Consider the following 19,090-nt stretch of genomic DNA (forward strand, 5'->3'; position numbering starts at 1 on the left):
TCAGAACAACTCAAACCGCTGCTCCTTCACATCCCGCGAATCCAGGCCGATCAGTACGCTGAACTCCCCCGCCTCGGCTGCGTACTCCAGTTGCGCGTTGTAGAACTTGAGGTCTTCTTCGCTCAGGTTGAAGCGCACGACTTTTTCTTCCCCGACTTGCAGCATGATTTTTTGATAGCCCTTCAATTCTTTGACGGGGCGGCTGATCGAGGCGCTGATGTCGCGGATGTATAGCTGTACAACGGTTTCCCCCGCGCGCTGGCCGGTGTTTTTCACCACCACGCTCGCGCCCAGGACTTCGCCGCGCTTGAGGCTTTGGCGGGTCAGGGTGATGTCCGAGACGCTGAACCGGGTGTAACTCAACCCGAACCCGAACGGATAAAGCGGCCCGTACGCTTCATCGAAGTAGCGCGAAGTCACCGCTCGCGGCGCATCGGCTTTGTAGGGGCGACTGGTGTTCAGGTGGTTGTAGTACGTAGGCACCTGGCCCACGGAACGTGGGAAGCTGATCGGTAGTTTTCCTGAAGGGTTGTAGTCCCCAAACAGCACATCGGCGATGGCGTTGCCGCCTTCGGTGCCGCTGTACCAGGTTTCCAGTACCGCATCGGCCTGCTCGTGTTCCATGCCAATGGACAGCGGTCGCCCGTTCATCAACACCAGCACCAGGGGTTTGCCGGTGCTTTTAAGTGCGCTGATGAGCTGCGCTTGATACCCCGGCAAGGCAAGACTGGCGCGACTGGCGCCTTCGTAGGACATGCCCCGAGATTCACCGACTACTGCCACCACTACATCGGCCTGTCGGGCGATATCCACGGCTTCTTGCAACATGTGCGTCGGTGAACGGGGGTCGACTTCCACATCGGCTGGGTTGGCACCGGGAGCGTTGAGGTAGTCGAGGACCAGAGGGTCATCCGTGACATCGGCTCCTCGGGCATACAACAACCGGTCCGGCGCCCCCATGGCCCGGGCAATGCCGTCATACACCGAGATCGCCTGCGCGGGTGAGGCGATGGAGCTCCAGTTACCCAGTATGTCGAGGCGACTTTTGGCCAGAGGTCCGACGACAGCGACCACGGCGGACTTGTCGAGCGGCAGCACGGCCCGTTCATTTTTCAGCAACACCAGGCTTTTGCGGGCGATGTCCCGCGCCTGCTCGCGATGCAGGCGATGCTCGGCATTGATATCCGGTGGATCATCCTTGGCGGCGCCGATGCGCAGGTAGGGATCGGCAAACAATCCCAAATCGTACTTGGCACCCAGTACTTCTCGTACGGCATCATCGATGTCTTCCTGCGGCACCGCGCCTGATCGCAACAGGCCGGGCAGTTCATCACGAAACAAAGTGTCGGACATGCTCATGTTGACCCCGGCCTTGATCGCCAGCATGGCCGCTTCACGCCCATTGCTGGCCACCCCATGACTGACCAGGTCGGCCACGGCATTGAAGTCACTGATGATCAACCCTTTGAAGCGCCATTGCTGGCGCAGCAGATCGCGTATCAACCAGGTATTGGACGTGGCGGGTATGCCGTTGATGGCGACGTAGGTCAGCATCATCGCACCGACATCAGCCTTCACCGCGGCCCGATAAGGTGGCAGGTAGTCCTGATACATTCGCGGCAGGCTCATGTCCACCGAGTTGTAGTCGCGCCCGCCTTCCGCGGCACCGTACAGGGCAAAATGCTTGGCGCTCGCCATGACGTTGCTGGCGGCGTCGCGCGTGGTTCCTTGCAGCGCGTTGACCATCGCCTCGGTGTAGCGGGCAGACAGGTAGGTATCCTCGCCCCAGCCTTCCGACGCGCGGCCCCAACGCGGATCCCGAGCGATATCGACCATCGGCGAAAACACCATGTCCAGCCCGTCTGCGCTCGCCTCTTGCGCGGCGATGCGCCCGGACAGCGCAATCGCGTCGGTATCCCAAGTGGAAGCCAGGCCAAGGCCGATGGGAAACAGCGTGCGATGGCCGTGAATCACGTCGTAGGCGAAGAACAGCGGGATTTTCAAGCGACTGCGCAGGGCTGCGTCCTGGAACTGCCGCAGCTCCGCCCGGCCCACCACGTAAAAGACGCCGCCCAGTCGCGATACGGCAGCCTCCTCGAGTAATTGCTCGCGGGGCGATTGCACGCCGATGCAATTGAGTCTGAGCTGGCCGATCTTTTCTTCGACCGTCATCTGCTGCATCAGATTGTCGATGAAATGGAGCTTGGTAAAGTCTGGCGCAGATTCAGGCCGCAGTTGCGCCCAACTACACTCACTGCTCAAGAGAGTGATCAGGATCAACCAGGCGGCTTTGCGCATCGTTTCCGTCCCAAGGGCCAGGGTGTTCAGCGTCCCTCAAACAAAAATCAGCGTCTACTGTCAGCTCTGACAGGTGGCTGCTTCAAAATGCCAAATGCGGTAATGCCATGCTCGCCATCACCAGCCCTAATAAGCCAATGTACACCCGCGCATGGATTCGGTCCGGTATCCGCCCGATCCATGGCGTGGCCAGCCGGATGCCGAGCATTGATCCGGTGGTCAATATCGCAAACGCCAGCAGATCCACGTAACCGATAAACCACGGGCCCAGATCAAACTCAGTGAACCCCGCCATCGCTATGTAAGTCAGCGTCCCGGCCAGCGCCACGGGCAGGCTCAGCGGATTGGCCATTGATGTCGCCTGAGACATGCTCAACCCACAGCGCCGAAGTAGCGGCACGGTCATGACGCTGCCGCCCACGCCGAGAAATGTCGCGATGGCGCCGATTCCTACGCCGCCCCCGGACACTTCCGCCCTCCCCAATCGCCGTAGGACTCCGCTCTCGGACTGCGTGAGAAATCCGCGCCTGAACAGACAATCCACAATGGTCACGCCCAGGTACGCAATAAACGCATACCGAATCACCTCACCACTCACCCTTATCGCCGCCACTGCACCGACCACCGCCCCCAGCCCGATAAACCCACCCAACGGCCACAGGTAATGGCGAATCAGATTACCCGCGCGGTGATGTTTTCCAGTGGCGACCAGTGCGTTGACGATCATCACGCAGGTCGAGGTGGCGACGGCAATGTGCATCGCCGAGTGACCAATCGGATCGTCTGCACCGTGGCTGGCCATGAGCATGCGGTACAGCAGTGGCACGACGACGAAGCCGCCGCCGAAGCCGAACAGCACGGCGGTGACGCCGGTCATGCAGCCGAAGAGTGTCAGCAAGAGATAGAACATTGCGCGTCGTCCATTGGTTGAGAGCGGTCAACGATAGAGCGATGCGGCTTGGCCTGCTTCAGCAAGTCAGCCAATAATGTTTGCGTTTACGCCAACTGCTGGAAGCCGCTCGATGCGCAATGTTTCGATTGATTTGCTGGATGACACGCCACGGTCGGTGGTGGCGGTCGGTACGGATTATTCCTACGGTCAGGTGTTGCCCTGTCATACGCATAGGCGGGCGCAGTTGTTGTACGGCGCTACCGGGGTGATGCAGGTCAGCACGCATGACGGCAATTGGGTGGTGCCGCCGCAGCGGGCGGTGTGGATTCCGGCGGGGGTGGCGCATGAGGTGTTGATGCTGGGGGTGAGTACGCGGAGTTTGTACATCGAACCGGCGGCGGTTGATCTGGGGAGTCGTTGTCAGGTAATCAGTGTTTCGCCGTTGATGCGGCATTTGCTGATGGAGGCGGTGGAGATTCCACTGGCGTATGACGAGGCCGGGCGTGATGGGGCGTTGATCGACTTGCTGCTGCACGAACTGGCGCGCAGTGCTCACTTGCCGTTGCATATTCCGCTGCCGGTGGATGCGCGGCTGCTCGGGTTGTGCCAAGGCTTTTTGCAGCGGCCCGATGCGCATCAGTCGCCGCAGCACTGGGCGGATCAGTTGCACGTCAGTCTGCGCACGTTCAATCGCCTGTTTCGCCAACAGACCGACCTGAGTTTCAGCCAGTGGCGGCAGCGCGCTTGCGTGGTTTTGGCGCTCGCGCGGCTGGCGGTGGGTGAGCCGGTGACGCGGATTGCGCTGGATTTCGGCTATGACAGCCCGGCGGCATTTTCGACGATGTTTCGCCGTGTGTTGGGTCAGGCGCCGTCCGTCTGGTTGGAAGGGGCGAAATAGCAATAATCAAAAAATGAGTTTGATCCGGGCGCAAAACAACTGTACAAAAACACAGTACATTTTGAATCAGCACTCTCGAACCCGGAGAACACCATGGCCTCTTATGCGATGAAAATCACCCTGGAACGTATCGCCCTCTTCCAATTCACCCCAGCCCATTGCGCCCAGGCCCGGGCGATGTTGGGTTGGAGCGTTGATGAGCTTTCCCGGGAGTCTGGCGTTTCGGTCGACGTGATTGAGCGATTTGAGGCCAGGCGAGATGTGTCGGATGAAAACCGCTTGGCGTTGGCGTATCGGTTTGAGTCGGAGGGGTTGGTGTTCTTCCCGGGGTTTGCGCCGGGGCGGGGGATGAGTGTTAAAGGGTCTGCGTCGAATTCGGTGGGGCGGGCGGATTTTGCGATGGTTGAGTGATTTGAAAGGTCGCAGCTCTAATGCTCGATAAGCGTTTGAGCTGCGACCTTCATCAACTACGGCTTGAACGCAGGCGTCCGCCGCGCATGGGAAACTTGTTCATATCCATAGGCCAATGCCAGAAGCTTTGCCTCGCTCCACCGCGGTCCATAGAAGAAGATCGATGTCGGCACACCGTTATCGGCGATGCCGGTAGGCACCATGATGCCGGGGTATCCCGCCAGCGGTACGACGTTCATGGCAGGCGATTCGACATCCGAGACGATGGCATCCAGTTGATGTGTTACCAGCCATTGGTCGATGGCAGCGGCGTTTTCACTTTGAATTTTCTGCCAGAGGTGATTGTAGGTTTGCTCGTCGAAGACAACTTTGCTGGCCGCTATCAACGTGTCTTGATTGAAACCCTCAACGTTTGGAGCATTGAACAATAGAAGGTCTTCCAGTGTGTAGGCAGGAATGCCAGTGCGAGTCGCCAGGTAACGAGGCAGGTCTCGCTTGATACCCATGTGAAACGCTTCGTCTACCCGTTCCGACAATGGATCACTCAGTTCCACGGGTATCAACGTTGCACCTGCAGCCTGCATGAGTTCCAACGCTTGAGAAAACTGAGGGTCGCTGAGAAGCGGCAAATTGCTGCGATCGAATTTGGCGGGGTATCCGATTCGCCGCCCTACCAGTGCGTTCGGACGCAACAGAGCTGTGTAGTCCGTTTTATCCAGACCATGGGGTTTGTTCACCGGGTCGGCGGGATCGCTACCTGTCATGGCATTCAACAAGAGTGCCGCCTCGCGAACCGTGCGTGCCATGGGCCCGGGGGTATCCAGTTTTTGAGTCACGGGGATGATGCCACTACGGCTTAACAGACCTACCGTAGGTTTGATGCCCACTACCCCATTCATGGACGCAGGGCAGCTAATCGAGCCGGCGGTTTCTGTTCCGACTGCCAAGGGTGCAAACCCTGCAGCGACGGCAGCGCCTGAACCGGAACTGGAACCGCACGGATCACCACTCAACACGTGCGGATTTTTGGTTTGCCCGCCACGCCCGCTCCATCCGCTGGGGAGGGTCGGGTCGCGAAAATTGGCCCACTCACTGAGATTGGTTTTTCCGAGAATCACCGCGCCAGCCGCCCGGAGACGTTGCACGACGAAGGCATCCTGCGCGGCGGGTCGCCCGACCATGGCCCGCGACCCTGCGCTGGTCTGCATCTGGTCGGAGGTATCGATGTTGTCCTTGAGCAATACCGGAATGCCATGCAGGGGCCCGCGGATGTAACCTGCTTTCCGCTCCCGGTCCAGGGACTCGGCCATGGCCAATGCATCAGGGTTGAGTTCGATGATGGCGTTGACCATCGGCCCTTGTTTATCCAGCGCTGCAATCCGCTGTTGCAGGTGCTGCACGAGCCCTACAGCGCTCAACTGGTTGCGATCCATCCGCTGACTGAGTTCATCGACACTTAGATATTCCAGCCTTGTTTCGCGTACAGGCGAAGCGGCACTTAACGTTACTTCCATGTGAATTAGATCCTTTTTGACTGATTCCTGTAGGAGCGAGCTTGCTCCGGGCGGCGTTCCGACGATGTACGTAAAGGCGACGCGTTTATTCAGGAATTACGCGTTATCGTTAACGTCCATCGCGAGCAAGCTCGCTCCCACTTCCAGCCTACAGAGGCGGCTGGAAAAGTCGGTCATCACTTATCGCTGGATCACGTATGAATATTCGCGTTCATCTGTAGCCAGTGCAGCCAACACTCTGTTGATACACCCGCTGCTCCACCTCATACCACCACGCACTGCCCCGCTGCGGGTAGATCACATTGAATGCCTCACCCATTTGCGGCGTGGTAATCGACACACTGCGTTCCCAGGCCAATGCCAGAATCCGGTCAAACGGTTCGTACCAGGCGTGCATCGACAGATCGAAGGTGCCGTTGTGAATCGGCAGTAACCAGCGGCCTTTCAGGTCGATGTGCGCTTGCAGGGTTTGTTCCGGCTGCATGTGAACGTGCGGCCACTCAACGTTGTAGGCGCCGGTTTCCATCAATGTCAGGTCGAAGGGGCCGAATTGTTCGCCGATGCATTTGAAGCCGTCGAAGTAGCCGCTGTCACCGCTGAAGAAGATCCGCGTGTCGCCGTCGATCATCACCCATGAAGCCCACAACGTGCTGTTGCCATCGAACAGGCCACGGCCGGAAAAGTGTTGCGACGGTGTGGCGACGAACTGGATACCGGCGACTTCGGTGCCTTGCCACCAGTCCAGTTGCCGCACTTTGCTGGCGTCGATGCCCCACTTGATCAGGGTGTCGCCGACGCCCAGCGGGGTGAGGAAGTATTTGGCCTTGTCCGCCAGTTTGAGCACAGCCTGGTAATCGAGGTGGTCGTAGTGATCGTGGGACAGGATCACCGCTTCAATCGGCGGCAATTCTTCAAGGCTGATCGGCGGCTGGTGAAAGCGCTTCGGACCGGCCCATTGCACCGGCGAAGCGCGCTCGGCGAAGACCGGGTCGGTGATCCAGAATTTGTCCCGCAGTTTCAGCAATACGGTGGAATGCCCGAGGCGATAGACGCTGTGGTTGGGCGCGGCGATCAGCGCATCACGGGTCAGGCGTTGCACCGGAACAGCAGCGCTCGGCCGGGTGCTGCGCGGTTTGTGGAAGATCATGTTCCACATGATGCGCAGCATTTTGCGCAAGCCTTCTCGTTGCACGGGCGCATGGTTTCGGAAATGCCCTTCTGCCTGACGGGAAGCTTCAGGCGCAGAGGCGTTAGTGGAATTGGCCATGACAGAATTACTCCAGGAAACCGCACGATTCGCAGTTTCTGCTTTAAGACGATAAATGGCCAAGGCACGCACGCATCAGCCGAACACTCAATTTTTGACTGGGCAGGATTAACAAAACATTACACTGCACAGTGTAGTTTCTAGGTTGCATCAAAGCCGATGACAAGTAAACTGCTGAGTGTAATTCCTGACTTCTTCTGACGAAGCGTACTTATGACAGCTCCACAGCGCCTGACCGACCGAAAACGCGAAGCGATCATTCAAGCGGCGATTGCCGAATTCCGTGCCAACGGTTTCGACATCACCAGCATGGACAAGATCGCCGCCACCGCTGGCGTGTCGAAGCGCACGGTGTACAACCACTTCCCCAGCAAGGAAGAGTTGTTCGCCGAAATCCTCAATCAGTTATGGGCGCGGGTGACGGCCGAACAGGAAATGTCCTACCGCCCTGATCTACCTCTTCGGGACCAGATGAGCCGGATGCTGCTGGCGAAATTGCAGGTGATGGGCGATGACAATTTTCTCGACCTGGCGCGGGTGGCCATTGCGGCGACGATCCATTCTCCTGAACGTGCGCAGAACATGGTCGCGCGAATGGGCGAGCGTGAAGAAGGTTTGACCGTGTGGATTCGCGCCGCTCAGGCCGATGGACGATTGAAGCCGGTCGATCCGGAGTTTGCCGCCCAACAGCTTCAGGGAATGCTCAAATCCTTTGCCTTCTGGCCGCAGATTTCCATGGGGTTGCCCGGCCTTTCCCCCGAGATGCAGAGCACCGTCGTAGAGTCGGCGCTGGACATGTTCCTGGCGTGTTATCAGCTCTAGATCAAGCACTTATTCCCACTGGAATAAATGACAATGTCCGCCGTTTAACCGATGAACAGTAGCTCTGAAAAAACACGGCAATGTGTTTCAGAATGAATCTGGCGCAGATGTTATCGAAAACCAACGCGGCTCCGTAGGAGCGAGCTTGCTCGCGATGAACACAAATGCGCCGCGTTAATCCAGCAAACACGCATTATCGTTAACGTTCATCGCGAGCAAGCTCGTTCCTACAACGGCAATTTCAACGCCCGCCCCAACTCATCAAACAACGTCACCACCGAACGCAACGCACGACAGTCCGGACGGGTCAGCAACCACAATGCGGTGTCGTAACCGTGCAACGGTTCGCTCAACGGTTGCAGTCCGTCGCCCATCAGAAAGTCCGGCAACGCCGCAACCCCCAACCCGGCCCGCACCAGTTCGGTGACCGACAACATGCTGTTGCAGCGATAACCCGGTGTGACGCCGGGCAACTGCTGACGGCGCCACGCGACGGTGGGGTGATCGGGGAGGAAGTCGTCCGGGGCGACCCAGGTGAGCGACGCCAGGTCTGCGGCATTAACCGATTTCAGATACGCCGGGCTGGCACAGACGCGATAGGACACCTGTGCCAGACATCGGCCCACCAAGTGTTCGGGCGGGTTTCGGGTAAGGCGCAAGGCGATGTCCGCGTCCCGGCGGCTGAGGTTGGCGAAGTCGTTGGACGTGCTTAACTCGAGGGTCAGCGCGGGATAGCCGGGCATGAACTGCGCCAGCGCCGGCGCCAACAAACCTTGCAGGACCGAATCGGTGCAGGTCAGGCGCACGGTGCCGCTGATGACTTCACCGCCCTGCTCCACGCCGATGCGCGCCGCCTCCAGCGCTTGTTCGGCGCGCTCGGCCTGTTCGGCCAACGTCTGCGCCAGGCTGGTCGGCAAGTAGCCAGCGCGGCTCTTTTCGAACAGTTGCTGACCGAGTGCGGCTTCCAGCCGGCGCACGGCGCGGAACACGGTCGAGACGTCGACTTTCAACAACGCCGAGGCCCGGGCCAGCGAGCCGCCGCGCACCAGCGCGAGGATCAGGGCCAGGTCGGGGTAATCCAGTCGATAGTGCGTCGCTGCATTGATCACTTGGGATAACGCCAATATTGAGTGCGTGAACGCCAATCTATAGTGGGCTCCAGGAATCAACAAGCGTCGAGAGCACTCATGGAAAACACCGCCATCCGCATCGCCCTGATCGGCGATCACGACCCGCAAGTCACCGCCCACCAGGCGATCCCCGTCGCCCTCGGCATGGCTGCCGAACACACCGGACTGGACGTGCAGTTCCAGTGGCTGGCCACCGACCGCATCAACGACGACACGCCGCTGGAAGACTTCGACGGTTTCTGGTGTGTGCCGGCCAGCCCTTACCGCGACATGGACGGCGCGTTGCGAGCGATCCGTTTTGCCCGCGAACAACGGCGACCTTTCCTCGGCACCTGCGGCGGGTTTCAACACGCCGTACTCGAATACGCCCGCAATGTTCTGGGTTGGCAAGATGCCGAGCACGGCGAGAAATCACCCGATGCGACGCGAGCGCTGCTCACGCCGCTGACCTGTGAGCGGGTGGAAGTCATCGACAGCATTCATCTGGTTGAAGGCTCGTTGATCGCCAGGGCGTATGAAAGCGCCGAGATTCGTGAAGGTTATCGCTGCCGTTACGGTGTGAATCCCGAGTTTGAACGGGCGTTATTGAGCCAACAGCTGTGCGCTGTCGGGCACGATTCATCAGGGGACTTGCGAGCGGTGGAATTGCATGGGCATCCGTTCTTTGTCGCCACGCTGTTTCAACCGGAACGCGCGGCGCTCAAAGGTCTGTTGCCGCCGCTGGTTAGTGCATTGATCAAGGCGTGTGTGAGGCAAAAATCATGATTGCCCAGACACCGGAACCGCCTTACTACGCGGTGATTTTCACTTCCCTGCGCACCGAGGGCGATCAGGGGTACGCCGAGGCCGCCGAGCGCATGGTTGAACTGGCGCGTGAGCAACCGGGGTTTCTTGGGATCGAATCGGCGCGGGGCGAGGATGGGCTCGGGATGACGGTGTCCTATTGGGCCAGTGAGGCGGCGATTCTGGCGTGGAAACATCATCCCGAGCACAGCGCGATTCGTGAGCGTGGGCGTTCGACCTGGTATTCGGCGTGTCATACGCGGGTGTGCAGGGTTGAGCGGGCCTATGGGTTTCAGCAGTAGATGTGTGGTGTTCTTTAGGCCGCCTTCGCGAGCAAGCCCGCTCCCACAGAGGATATGTGTCGTTCACAAAACCTGTGGGAGCGGGCTTGCTCGCGAAGAGGCCGGCACAAACACTGCAAATCTCAACTCTGTACAAGACTGCGCACCGCCGAAATCTCCGGCACTTCCCGCCGATTCATATACACCCGCAACGGCTCGGTAATATTGATCCGGTCATCAATGTGCTGATCCAGCAACAACTGAATCAACTCGCGCTTAAGCGTCATGGCCTGCTCCGGCCCCGGCGCCCAGACAAATTCACTCGCAGGGATAATGCCGTCATCCGCCACGTCCATGCCGAAGGAATCTTCGCTGAAACGCACGATGTACTGGCCGGTTTTGCGATTGAGGCCGACGAAACCTTTGAGCTGGTCGGCGGCCTGGCAGATGAGCTGGGAAGTGATGCGCATGATAAACCTCACACAAGTGATCGATGGTTTACACGCAGGGCAAGATGAAAGGCGTTCCCTCTGCCGGGGAAATTGCCGGAGCCAAGAGTACTGCAAAGAGCCGCACAAAAGCGCTGAAAAAATCTGCTTTAAACACGTTTATGTCGGTCTCGCGATAGCGCAAGCGGCGCTCAGTTGTTAAAAGTGGACGTCTTAGAAAACACTCTGCGAAAGGATCTCGACCATGACTGTTACTTTCACCAAGAGCGCTCTGCTGCTGAGCGTGCTGCTCGGCCTCGGCCAGGCGCAGGCCGCCAGCGAGCCAGGCCCGGCCTCACTGGCAACACGCTCGGGCATCCCGCACCCGGCGGTGATTGCCCACCGTGGCGCCTCCTTCGATGCACCGGAATCCACCGCCGCGGCCTACAAACTGGCGCGCGATCTGGGTGCCGACTACCTGGAACTGGACCTGCAACGCAGCAAGGACGGCGTGCTGTTTGCCCTGCACGACAACAACCTGCAACGCACCACCGACGTCGCCAGCAAATTCCCTGAGCGCAAGGACAGCCCGGCCAACGCGTTCACGATCGCCGAGCTGAAAACCCTCGATGCCGGCAGCTGGTTCAACACCGCGTACCCGGATCGCGCGCGTCCTTCCTACGCGGGTCTGAAAATCCTGACCCTCGACGAAATCATCGACATCGCCCAAGGCACTCCGCTGCACAAGCCCGGCCTGTACATCGAAACCAAAGAACCCAAGCAATTTCCCGGCATCGAGCGCGACCTCAAGGATAAATTGCAGGATCGCGGCTGGCTGAGTCCGGCCGGTTCCAAACTGGCGAAAAGCAATCTGGCGGTCGGCCAGGGCAAAGGCAAGGTGGTGCTGCAAACCTTCGAGAAGAGCAGCCTCGAACTGCTGGAAAAAGAAATGCCGCAGGTGCCGAAGATTCTGTTGCTGTGGGTCGGCGAAGGCAGCATCGAGCCGAAGTCCAAAGTGACGTTCGCCGAGTCTGGCGACAAGGATAAAGCCACGTACTACGCCAAACAGGAACCGAAGGACAAGGCCGAATTCCAGCAATGGGTCGAGTACGCCAAGGCTCAGGGTGCGATCGGCACCGGGCCTTCAGCAGCACTGACCAAGGGCGGCGATCAGAGCTACTCGGACCTGGTGAAACCGTGGATGAACCAGTACACCCACGATCAGGGTTTGTTGGTGCACGTCTACACCGTCGATGATGCGGTGGATTACCAGAAAGTCATGGACGCCGGGGTCGATGGGATCTTCACCAACCGCGCCAGCGAGCTGCTCAAGTTCTACAAACGCCCGGCGGCGGCGAGTGTGGCGCAGCTGCTGACAAACAACGGTTATTGATCCAAAACCGTGGCGCACCCTTCGCGAGCAAGCCCGCTCCCACAGGATTGATGCAGAACATGTGGGAGCGGGCTTGCTCGCGAAGCCTTTGCAAACGACGCGGTCCCGGGAATTAAGCCTGAATTAAGTTGCCACATTTAATCTGGCCCCACTTAAACGGCTCACCCAAGGAAAGAACTTCATGATGACTTTGACTGCCCTGTTCACCGCTGCCGCCCTGACCCTCACCGCAGGCCTGGCCCAGGCGGCTGATGTTCCCGTCGATCAGATCCCGCAGTTGGTCAAAGACGGCAAGATCAAGTCGCTGGAAACGCTGAACAAAATCGTGCTGGACTTGCACCCCGGTGCCACGATCACCGACAGCGACCTCGACAAACACTCCACCATCTACGAGTACGAAGTTGAACTCAAAGACGCCAAAGGCGTTGAATGGGACGTGGACTTGAACGCCGCCACCGGCGAAGTCCTGAAAAACAAGCAAGACGACTGATACACACACAACAAAGCCGCACGATTTTCGGATCGTGCGGCTTTTTTGCGTTCCGGTGACGCCTTATGCGCTCAAACGCGCCGTCACTTCATTCAACTGCCCCGACAACCCGTGCAGGTTGTGGCTGGCGGCTTCGGTGCGCTGCACGTTGTCCAGGTTGGTACTGGCGATGCTGGTGATTTCGGTGAGGTTGCGCGAGATGTCTTCGGCGACCGAGGTCTGCTCTTCGGCAGCGGTGGCGATCTGGCGGTTCATGTCGCGGATGGCTTCCACCGCGTGGGTGATGCGCTCCAGCATGGCACCGGCCTGAGTCACTTGCTCGACGCTTTCTTCACTGCGCGACTGACCGCTTTCTATCGCCTGGGCCGCGTCCACCGCACCGGTTTGCACGGTCTGGATGATCTGGTTGATCTCGATGATCGACGCCGCCGTGCGCTGGGCCAGGCTGCGCACTTCATCGGCCACCACCGCGAAACCGCGCCCGGCTTCACCGGCACGGGCGGCTTCGATAGCCGCGTTGAGCGCCAGCAAATTGGTCTGCTCGGCGATGCCGCGAATCACTTCCAGCACTTTGCCGATGCGGCCGCTGTCGGTTTCCAGCTGTCGAATGACCGTCGCGGTGTTGGCGATTTCGCCGCGCATACGGGTGATGGTGTGGATGGTGCCCTGCATGACTTTTTCGCCTTGCTGGGCGGACTGGTCGGCGTCATCCGCCGCACGCGCGGCATCGGCGGCGTGGCGCGCGACTTCCTGCGCGGTGGCGGACATTTCGTTCATCGCCGTGGCCACCTGGTCGGTGCGGTTGAACTGCTCGTTGGTGCCGCTGGCCATGAGGCCGGCGATCGCTTTCAGCTCACCGCTGGCGCCGTCCAGATCCTTGGCACTGACCTGCAGGCGGCTGAAGGTGTCGGCGAGGAAATCGCGCAGCGTGTTGGCCGCGGTCGCCAGTTTGCCCAGCTCATCCTGGCGGGTGCTGGCCACGCGGTCGGCAAACTTGCCCTGGCTGAGTTGCGCCACGTAGTCGATCAGTTTGCGAATCGGCTCGACCAGATTGCGGTTGACCAGCCACAAGCTGAACAGGCCGATCAACAGACCTGAAGCGAGCATCACGATGATCCCCAGCAACACAGTGCGATCGGCGCTGGCGCTGATCAGCTTCGACTGTTCGGCACCCTGTTTGCGCAATTCACTGACCAGTTCGCTCAGTTGATCACTGGTCGCCCGGTCCACGCCCTTGACCGCCGTGTCGCCCGCGGTTGAATCGGCACCGGCCGCCACGTAGGCATCACGGCCCTTCTGGTAGGCCGCGCCTAACACGCGGTGTTCGTCACGCAGACGCTCGATGCGGGTCTTGAGTTGCGGCTCGATGCCCTTCTGCCCGGCCAGTTCGCCGAGGATGCCCTGCACTTCGCGCTGACGGTCTTCGAATTGCTTCCAGTATTTGTCCAGGTCCGCCGGTTGCTTGCCGCGCAGCAGGACGTTCTTCCATTCCTGGACCTGCACCTTGAATTGCAAGTTGGCTTCATCGATCAATTGTGAAGTGTGCAGCGGCCCTTCAATCAGATTCGCGTAGCTCTGAACGCCGCTGGACAGAAAGTGAAAACAGGCCAAAGCGATCAACAGCATCGCAAACAGACTGCCGCTCAGCAGAGCGAGAATTTGCGCTCTCAATGACTTTTGCAAAAACATCGGCAAGTACTCATGACAGGAATGAGGCACGCCCGGTGTGAGGCGTGAAAGTAATCCGGACATCCCTGTCTGCGGCGTGGGCCGGTGGTCGAAGGCGCGCAACTTAACCTAAGCGTGATCGGCGTTCCAGAGCGCTTCTTGAAGATAATCCGACCAACAGCAACGCAAACGTTTGCGTTACCAAATCGTCACAAAAATGTCATCACGCCTTGCGATGATGCGGCCTGTAGGAGCGAGCTTGCTCCGGGCGGCGTTCCGACGATGGTCGTTAACGAAAACGGGGCGTAGCAGGATGAACGCGGTGCCCTTGCGTTCATCGCGAGCAAGCTCGCTCCTACGAGAGTCACTCCCCTTGCGAGACTTCATGAACCACAGCATCGACCAAAGCCATCGCGACCCGGACCTGTTCGGTCTGCTGTACGGTTTCAGTTTTCGCCCCGGCGAACGCGGTCGCGAGATCGATTCGGCCATGGCATTGCGGTGCCTGCAGCAATCGGACGACAGCGACGAATTTCTCTGGCTGCACTTGAACCTCGCCCACGCCGCGTGCGAGCGCTGGATGAAAAGTCATCTGGAATTGCCCGACGAGTTTTTCGAAGCCCTACATGAAGGCTCGCGTTCGACGCGCATCGAGCATGTCGATTCGGCGTTGCTGGCGGTGGTCAACGACGTGGTATTCAACCTCAGCAGCATGGTCTCCTCGGATGTGTCGACGCTGTGGGTGTGCGCCCGCAGCCGGCTGATCATCAGCGCGCGCCTGCAACCGCTGCACTCGGTGGACAAGTTGCGTTCGTCGGTGAAGGCCGGTGAACGCTTTCGCTCGCCGCTGGAATTGCTGGTGCATTTGCTGCGCGACCAGGGTGAAGTGCTGACGCAGATCGTGCGCAAGACCAGCCTCAGTGTCGATCAGATCGAAGATGAGTTGCTGTCCTCGCGGCTCTCGACCAACCGCGCGGAGCTGGGCGCCAATCGCCGGGTGCTGGTGCGCCTGCAACGATTGCTGGCGCTGGAACCGGGCTCGTTGCTGCGCCTGCTCAACCGTCCGCCGCAGTGGTTGCAAAAGGAAGACGTGAAGGAGCTGCGCAAGTCCACCGAGGAGTTTGCGCTGATCATCAACGACCTCACGGCGCTGGGTGAACGGATCAAACTGTTGCAGGAAGAGATTGCCGCCAACCTCAACGAACAGAGCAACCGCACGCTGTTCACCCTGACGGTGGTGACGGTGCTGGCGTTGCCGATCAACATCATTGCCGGTTTCTTTGGTATGAACGTGGGTGGGGTGCCGCTATCCGAGGATCCGGAAGGGTTCTGGATTCTGGTGGCATTGGTGGCGACGTTTACCGTGATTGCGGGGCGTTGGGCGTTTCGTAAGCGCCAGGATCTGTAGGAGCGAGCTTGCTCGCGAAAAACCTGAGGGCGCCGCTGGATATCTGATTTTACGCGTTATCGTTCACGACCATCGCGAGCAAGCTCGCTCCTACAGGGGACTGTGTTGGGTTCAAAAAACTCAAACACTGATTTAGCGCAGCCTCTCTGTAACATTTGGCAATGATCATGACTGACACTCCCTCCCCCCTCAGGATTGTCCGTTATGGCTACTCCTTCCTACACCGCCGCCCAGGCGTCCGCCCGCAGCGCGAAGCCGCAGTTCGATAAAAAACCCGGCCTGCTGACCATTGTGATTTTCTTCGCCGTGCTGGCCATCGGGCTGTTGTTCACGGCATACAGCCTGATGCACGACATGAACGAACTCGGCACGGTGGTCACCACCTGGACGCCGTTTCTGCTGCTGGGCGTGGCGCTGCTGATCGCGCTGGGCTTTGAGTTCGTCAACGGTTTCCATGACACCGCCAACGCAGTGGCCACGGTGATTTACACCAACTCCCTGCCGCCGAACTTTGCGGTGGTCTGGTCCGGGTTCTTCAACTTCCTCGGCGTGCTGCTGTCGAGCGGCGCGGTAGCGTTCGGCATCATCGCCCTGCTGCCGGTGGAGCTGATTTTGCAAGTCGGGTCGTCCGCCGGTTTCGCGATGATTTTCGCCCTGCTGATCGCGGCGATTCTGTGGAACCTCGGCACGTGGTGGCTGGGTTTGCCGGCGTCTTCGTCGCACACCCTGATCGGTTCGATCATCGGTGTCGGCATCGCCAATGCCTTGATGCACGGGCGTGACGGCACCAGCGGCGTGGACTGGGCGCAAGCGACCAAGGTCGGTTATGCGCTGCTGCTCTCGCCACTGGTCGGCTTCGGCTGCGCCGCGTTGTTGCTGCTGGCCCTGCGCGCCTTCGTCAAGAACCGTGCGCTGTACAAAGAGCCCGAAGGCAACACCCCGCCACCGTGGTGGATTCGCGGCATGTTGATCCTGACCTGCACCGGCGTGTCTTTCGCCCACGGCTCCAACGACGGGCAGAAAGGCATGGGCCTGATCATGCTGATCCTGGTGGGCACCCTGCCGATGGCCTACGCGCTGAACCGCACCATGCCGGCGGATCAGTCGCTGCAATTCGCCGCCGTGGCCGAAGTCACCCAGCAGGCGCTGATGAAAACAACCTCGCTGCCGGCGCCGGCCGATCCGCGTCCGGTGCTCTCCGAATACATGCGCAGCAAGGAAGCCACGCCGCAACTGATCCCCGCCCTCGCCGCGCTGGCCGGCAACATCGGCAATGAAGTGAAGGGCTACGGTTCGCTGGCGAAAGTCCCGGCCGAGGCCATGGGCAACGTGCGTAACGACATGTACCTGACCAGCGAAACCATTCGCCTGATGGACAAGAACAAGGTCGGCAACTTCGACGCCGACACCACCGGCAAGTTGCAATTGTTCAAGCAGCAAATCGACAACGCCACGCGGTTTATCCCGCTGTGGGTGAAAATCGCGGTGGCGATTGCGCTGGGCCTGGGCACCATGGTCGGATGGAAACGCATCGTGGTGACGGTCGGCGAGAAAATCGGCAAGACCCACCTGACTTACGCCCAGGGTGCCTCGGCGGAAACCGTGGCCATGCTGACCATCGGCGCGGCGGACATGTTCGGATTGCCGGTGTCGACCACTCATGTGCTGTCTTCGGGTGTGGCCGGGACCATGGTTGCCAACGGCGGCGGTTTGCAGATGAAGACCATCCGCAATTTGCTGATGGCCTGGGTGTTGACCTTGCCGGCGGCGATTTTGCTGTCGGGCAGTCTGTACTGGCTGTTCACCCAAATCTTCTAACCCGCGCAGCCCGCCCCCCTGTAGGAGCGAGCTTGCTCGCGATGGACGCCAACGATAACGCGTATTCTCTGGATGCACGCGTCGCCCTGAAATCCATCGCGAGCAAGCTCGCTCCTACAGGGGGCGTTATGCTGCGATCTTTGGCTTTTATCCTTCACAAGCCTGGCGCATGAGGACCCGCTCCCGCACCACGTCATACGCCCAGTGGTAAACGTAGGTGTACGGCAGGAAAAACAGCAACACACCGATATCCAGCAGGAACGCCTGCCACAGGCTGACCTTCAGCCACCAGGCAATCAGCGGTACGCCAACCGCCACCAGTCCGCCTTCAAACAGCAGCGCATGGACCACTCGCAGCCAAGCGTTGCGCTCCAGGTCGAAACGCTCAAGCAGGCGATCGAAAATCCCGTTGAACACCACGTTCCAGGCCAGCGCCAACGCCGCGATCACCACCGTGACGACGCCCATGTCGAGCATCGGTTTGTCCATGATCCACGCCAGCAACGGGGTGCAGATCACGATGGCCAGCAGCTCGAAGCCGATGGCCTGAAAAATACGTTCAGTAATGGATTTTTGGATGTTCATGAGCAGAACTCCTGAGTGACTGTGGTTGCCATGATCCATCCTCACACCGATACTTCAAAACCAATAACCATCGACCAAGGCGATAGTTCATGGCCTCCCAGGAAGTGTTGCAGGCATTTGTGCAAGCGGCGACCCAAGGCTCGTTTTCCGCAGCGGCGCGCAAACTCGGCCGCAGTCAGTCGACCATCAGCGCGGCGGTGGCGAGCCTGGAGATTGATCTGGATCTGATCCTGTTCGATCGCAGCAGCCGCAAGCCGACCCTCACTCCGGCCGGACATGTGATGTTGCAGCGGGCCGAGGAAATCCTCGCGGCGACCAGCCGTCTGGAAATGACCGCCAGCCAGTTGGCTCAGGGGGTTGAACCGAAGCTGACCGTGGCGATTTCCGACACCTATCAATCCGACCGCTTCGAAGCAGCACTCAGTGCGTTCGAACAGCGATACCCGGACCTGGAACTCGAATGCCTGATCGCCGAATGCGATGACCTGGTGGCGCTGGTGCAAAGCGGTCGCGCGCATGTGGCGTTCGCCGAGCAGCAAGAAAGCTACCCGCCGGATCTGGTCAGCTCGACGGTGGCAGAGCGTACGGAAATTGCCTTGTTCGTGTCCCGCGAGCATCCGTTGGCGGCACTGGCGGGCGTCGATCAGGAAATCTTGCAACAGCACCGGGAGTTGCGTCTGGCGACGATCGTCAATCCGTATGAAAGCCGCGCCAAGGGGCGCGTCTGGTCGGCACCGAGTTATTTGATGCTGCTGGAAATGGCTCAGGGCGGCTTCGGTTGGGCACCGTTGCCGCGATGGCTGGTGGGGCGGTTTGGCGCCGGGACGTTGCAGGAGTTGAATGTGCGCGGGTGGCCGAAACCGTTGTTCGTCGATGCGCTGTGGTCGCGGCTGCATCCGCCGGGGCCGGCGGGGAGCTGGTTGTTGGGCAAGATGCTGGAATAGCGGTGAGGCATTCGCGAGCAAGCCCGCTCCCACGTTTGATCCGGTTCATCCAGGAAGGAC

18 protein-coding genes are annotated in these 19,090 nt (G+C 59.7%); 10 read left to right on the forward strand and 8 right to left on the reverse strand.

Annotated features, from left to right (window positions below; translation table 11 throughout):
- The gene (gene bglX / locus ACA073_RS19820) at nucleotides 1-2,298 is read right to left on the reverse strand and encodes a beta-glucosidase BglX (protein WP_497398842.1); all 2,298 of its coding nucleotides are present in this window, start codon (nucleotides 2,296-2,298) and stop codon (nucleotides 1-3) included.
- Nucleotides 2,299-2,380: 82 nt separating this feature from the next.
- Complete coding sequence (locus tag ACA073_RS19825; protein ID WP_497398844.1) at nucleotides 2,381-3,208, reverse strand: sulfite exporter TauE/SafE family protein; 828 nt, start codon at nucleotides 3,206-3,208, stop codon at nucleotides 2,381-2,383.
- 112 nt (nucleotides 3,209-3,320) lie between these two features.
- On the opposite strand from ACA073_RS19825, the gene ACA073_RS19830 reads away from it, so the two are divergent.
- Both ACA073_RS19830 and ACA073_RS19835 read left to right on the forward strand, forming a co-directional pair.
- Nucleotides 3,321-4,088 carry an AraC family transcriptional regulator gene (locus tag ACA073_RS19830; RefSeq protein ID WP_497398846.1) on the forward strand — a complete coding sequence of 256 codons (768 nt, stop codon included), beginning with the start codon at nucleotides 3,321-3,323 and terminating at the stop codon, nucleotides 4,086-4,088.
- A gap of 93 nt (nucleotides 4,089-4,181) precedes the next feature.
- Nucleotides 4,182-4,499 (forward strand): helix-turn-helix domain-containing protein, encoded by a 318-nt coding sequence (locus tag ACA073_RS19835; protein WP_497398848.1) that lies wholly within the window; start codon nucleotides 4,182-4,184, stop codon nucleotides 4,497-4,499.
- A 56-nt stretch (nucleotides 4,500-4,555) separates the two neighbouring features.
- Here the strand turns inward: ACA073_RS19835 and ACA073_RS19840 are convergent, their stop codons facing one another.
- Both ACA073_RS19840 and ACA073_RS19845 read right to left on the reverse strand, forming a co-directional pair.
- On the reverse strand, nucleotides 4,556-6,013 hold the full coding sequence (locus tag ACA073_RS19840; RefSeq protein WP_497398850.1) for an amidase family protein: 1,458 nt from the start codon (nucleotides 6,011-6,013) through the stop codon (nucleotides 4,556-4,558).
- A gap of 211 nt (nucleotides 6,014-6,224) precedes the next feature.
- Nucleotides 6,225-7,280: an MBL fold metallo-hydrolase gene (locus tag ACA073_RS19845; protein WP_497398852.1), complete on the reverse strand. Its 1,056-nt coding sequence runs from the start codon at nucleotides 7,278-7,280 to the stop codon at nucleotides 6,225-6,227.
- A gap of 213 nt (nucleotides 7,281-7,493) precedes the next feature.
- Here ACA073_RS19845 and ACA073_RS19850 point away from each other — a divergent pair, with 213 nt between their 5' ends.
- Nucleotides 7,494-8,102, forward strand: a complete 609-nt coding sequence (locus ACA073_RS19850) for a TetR/AcrR family transcriptional regulator (RefSeq protein WP_497398854.1) — start codon at nucleotides 7,494-7,496, stop codon at nucleotides 8,100-8,102.
- A 227-nt stretch (nucleotides 8,103-8,329) separates the two neighbouring features.
- On the opposite strand, the gene ACA073_RS19855 is transcribed toward ACA073_RS19850, so the two are convergent.
- Nucleotides 8,330-9,274, reverse strand: a complete 945-nt coding sequence (locus ACA073_RS19855) for a LysR family transcriptional regulator (protein ID WP_497404159.1) — start codon at nucleotides 9,272-9,274, stop codon at nucleotides 8,330-8,332.
- Nucleotides 9,275-9,289: 15 nt separating this feature from the next.
- On the opposite strand from ACA073_RS19855, the gene ACA073_RS19860 reads away from it, so the two are divergent.
- Both ACA073_RS19860 and ACA073_RS19865 read left to right on the forward strand, forming a co-directional pair.
- Entirely contained in the window at nucleotides 9,290-9,997 is a 708-nt protein-coding gene (locus tag ACA073_RS19860) for a CTP synthase C-terminal region-related (seleno)protein (protein WP_497398856.1), read from the forward strand.
- Entirely contained in the window at nucleotides 9,994-10,317 is a 324-nt protein-coding gene (locus ACA073_RS19865; protein WP_497398858.1) for an antibiotic biosynthesis monooxygenase family protein, read from the forward strand. Before ACA073_RS19860 ends, ACA073_RS19865 begins: the two co-directional genes overlap by 4 nt.
- 122 nt (nucleotides 10,318-10,439) lie before the next feature.
- Here the strand turns inward: ACA073_RS19865 and ACA073_RS19870 are convergent, their stop codons facing one another.
- Nucleotides 10,440-10,766 carry a DUF2025 family protein gene (locus ACA073_RS19870; protein ID WP_497398860.1) on the reverse strand — a complete coding sequence of 109 codons (327 nt, stop codon included), beginning with the start codon at nucleotides 10,764-10,766 and terminating at the stop codon, nucleotides 10,440-10,442.
- Nucleotides 10,767-10,989: 223 nt separating this feature from the next.
- On the opposite strand from ACA073_RS19870, the gene ACA073_RS19875 reads away from it, so the two are divergent.
- Both ACA073_RS19875 and ACA073_RS19880 read left to right on the forward strand, forming a co-directional pair.
- The gene (locus ACA073_RS19875; RefSeq protein WP_497398862.1) at nucleotides 10,990-12,117 is read left to right on the forward strand and encodes a glycerophosphodiester phosphodiesterase; all 1,128 of its coding nucleotides are present in this window, start codon (nucleotides 10,990-10,992) and stop codon (nucleotides 12,115-12,117) included.
- Nucleotides 12,118-12,298: 181 nt separating this feature from the next.
- Complete coding sequence (locus ACA073_RS19880; protein ID WP_497398864.1) at nucleotides 12,299-12,607, forward strand: PepSY domain-containing protein; 309 nt, start codon at nucleotides 12,299-12,301, stop codon at nucleotides 12,605-12,607.
- 63 nt (nucleotides 12,608-12,670) lie between these two features.
- On the opposite strand, the gene ACA073_RS19885 is transcribed toward ACA073_RS19880, so the two are convergent.
- Entirely contained in the window at nucleotides 12,671-14,296 is a 1,626-nt protein-coding gene (locus ACA073_RS19885; RefSeq protein WP_497398866.1) for a methyl-accepting chemotaxis protein, read from the reverse strand.
- Between the two features lie 364 nt (nucleotides 14,297-14,660).
- On the opposite strand from ACA073_RS19885, the gene ACA073_RS19890 reads away from it, so the two are divergent.
- Nucleotides 14,661-15,683, forward strand: a complete 1,023-nt coding sequence (locus ACA073_RS19890) for a transporter (protein ID WP_497398868.1) — start codon at nucleotides 14,661-14,663, stop codon at nucleotides 15,681-15,683.
- A gap of 204 nt (nucleotides 15,684-15,887) precedes the next feature.
- Nucleotides 15,888-17,501, forward strand: a complete 1,614-nt coding sequence (locus ACA073_RS19895) for an inorganic phosphate transporter (protein ID WP_497398870.1) — start codon at nucleotides 15,888-15,890, stop codon at nucleotides 17,499-17,501.
- Between the two features lie 147 nt (nucleotides 17,502-17,648).
- Here ACA073_RS19895 and ACA073_RS19900 read toward each other — a convergent pair whose 3' ends face one another.
- The gene (locus tag ACA073_RS19900) at nucleotides 17,649-18,086 is read right to left on the reverse strand and encodes a multidrug/biocide efflux PACE transporter (RefSeq protein WP_497398872.1); all 438 of its coding nucleotides are present in this window, start codon (nucleotides 18,084-18,086) and stop codon (nucleotides 17,649-17,651) included.
- An 89-nt stretch (nucleotides 18,087-18,175) separates the two neighbouring features.
- On the opposite strand from ACA073_RS19900, the gene ACA073_RS19905 reads away from it, so the two are divergent.
- Complete coding sequence (locus ACA073_RS19905) at nucleotides 18,176-19,030, forward strand: LysR family transcriptional regulator (protein ID WP_497398874.1); 855 nt, start codon at nucleotides 18,176-18,178, stop codon at nucleotides 19,028-19,030.
- The last annotated feature ends 60 nt before the right edge of the window (nucleotides 19,031-19,090 follow it).

This window comes from Pseudomonas sp. LBUM1670 (assembly GCF_059695695.1).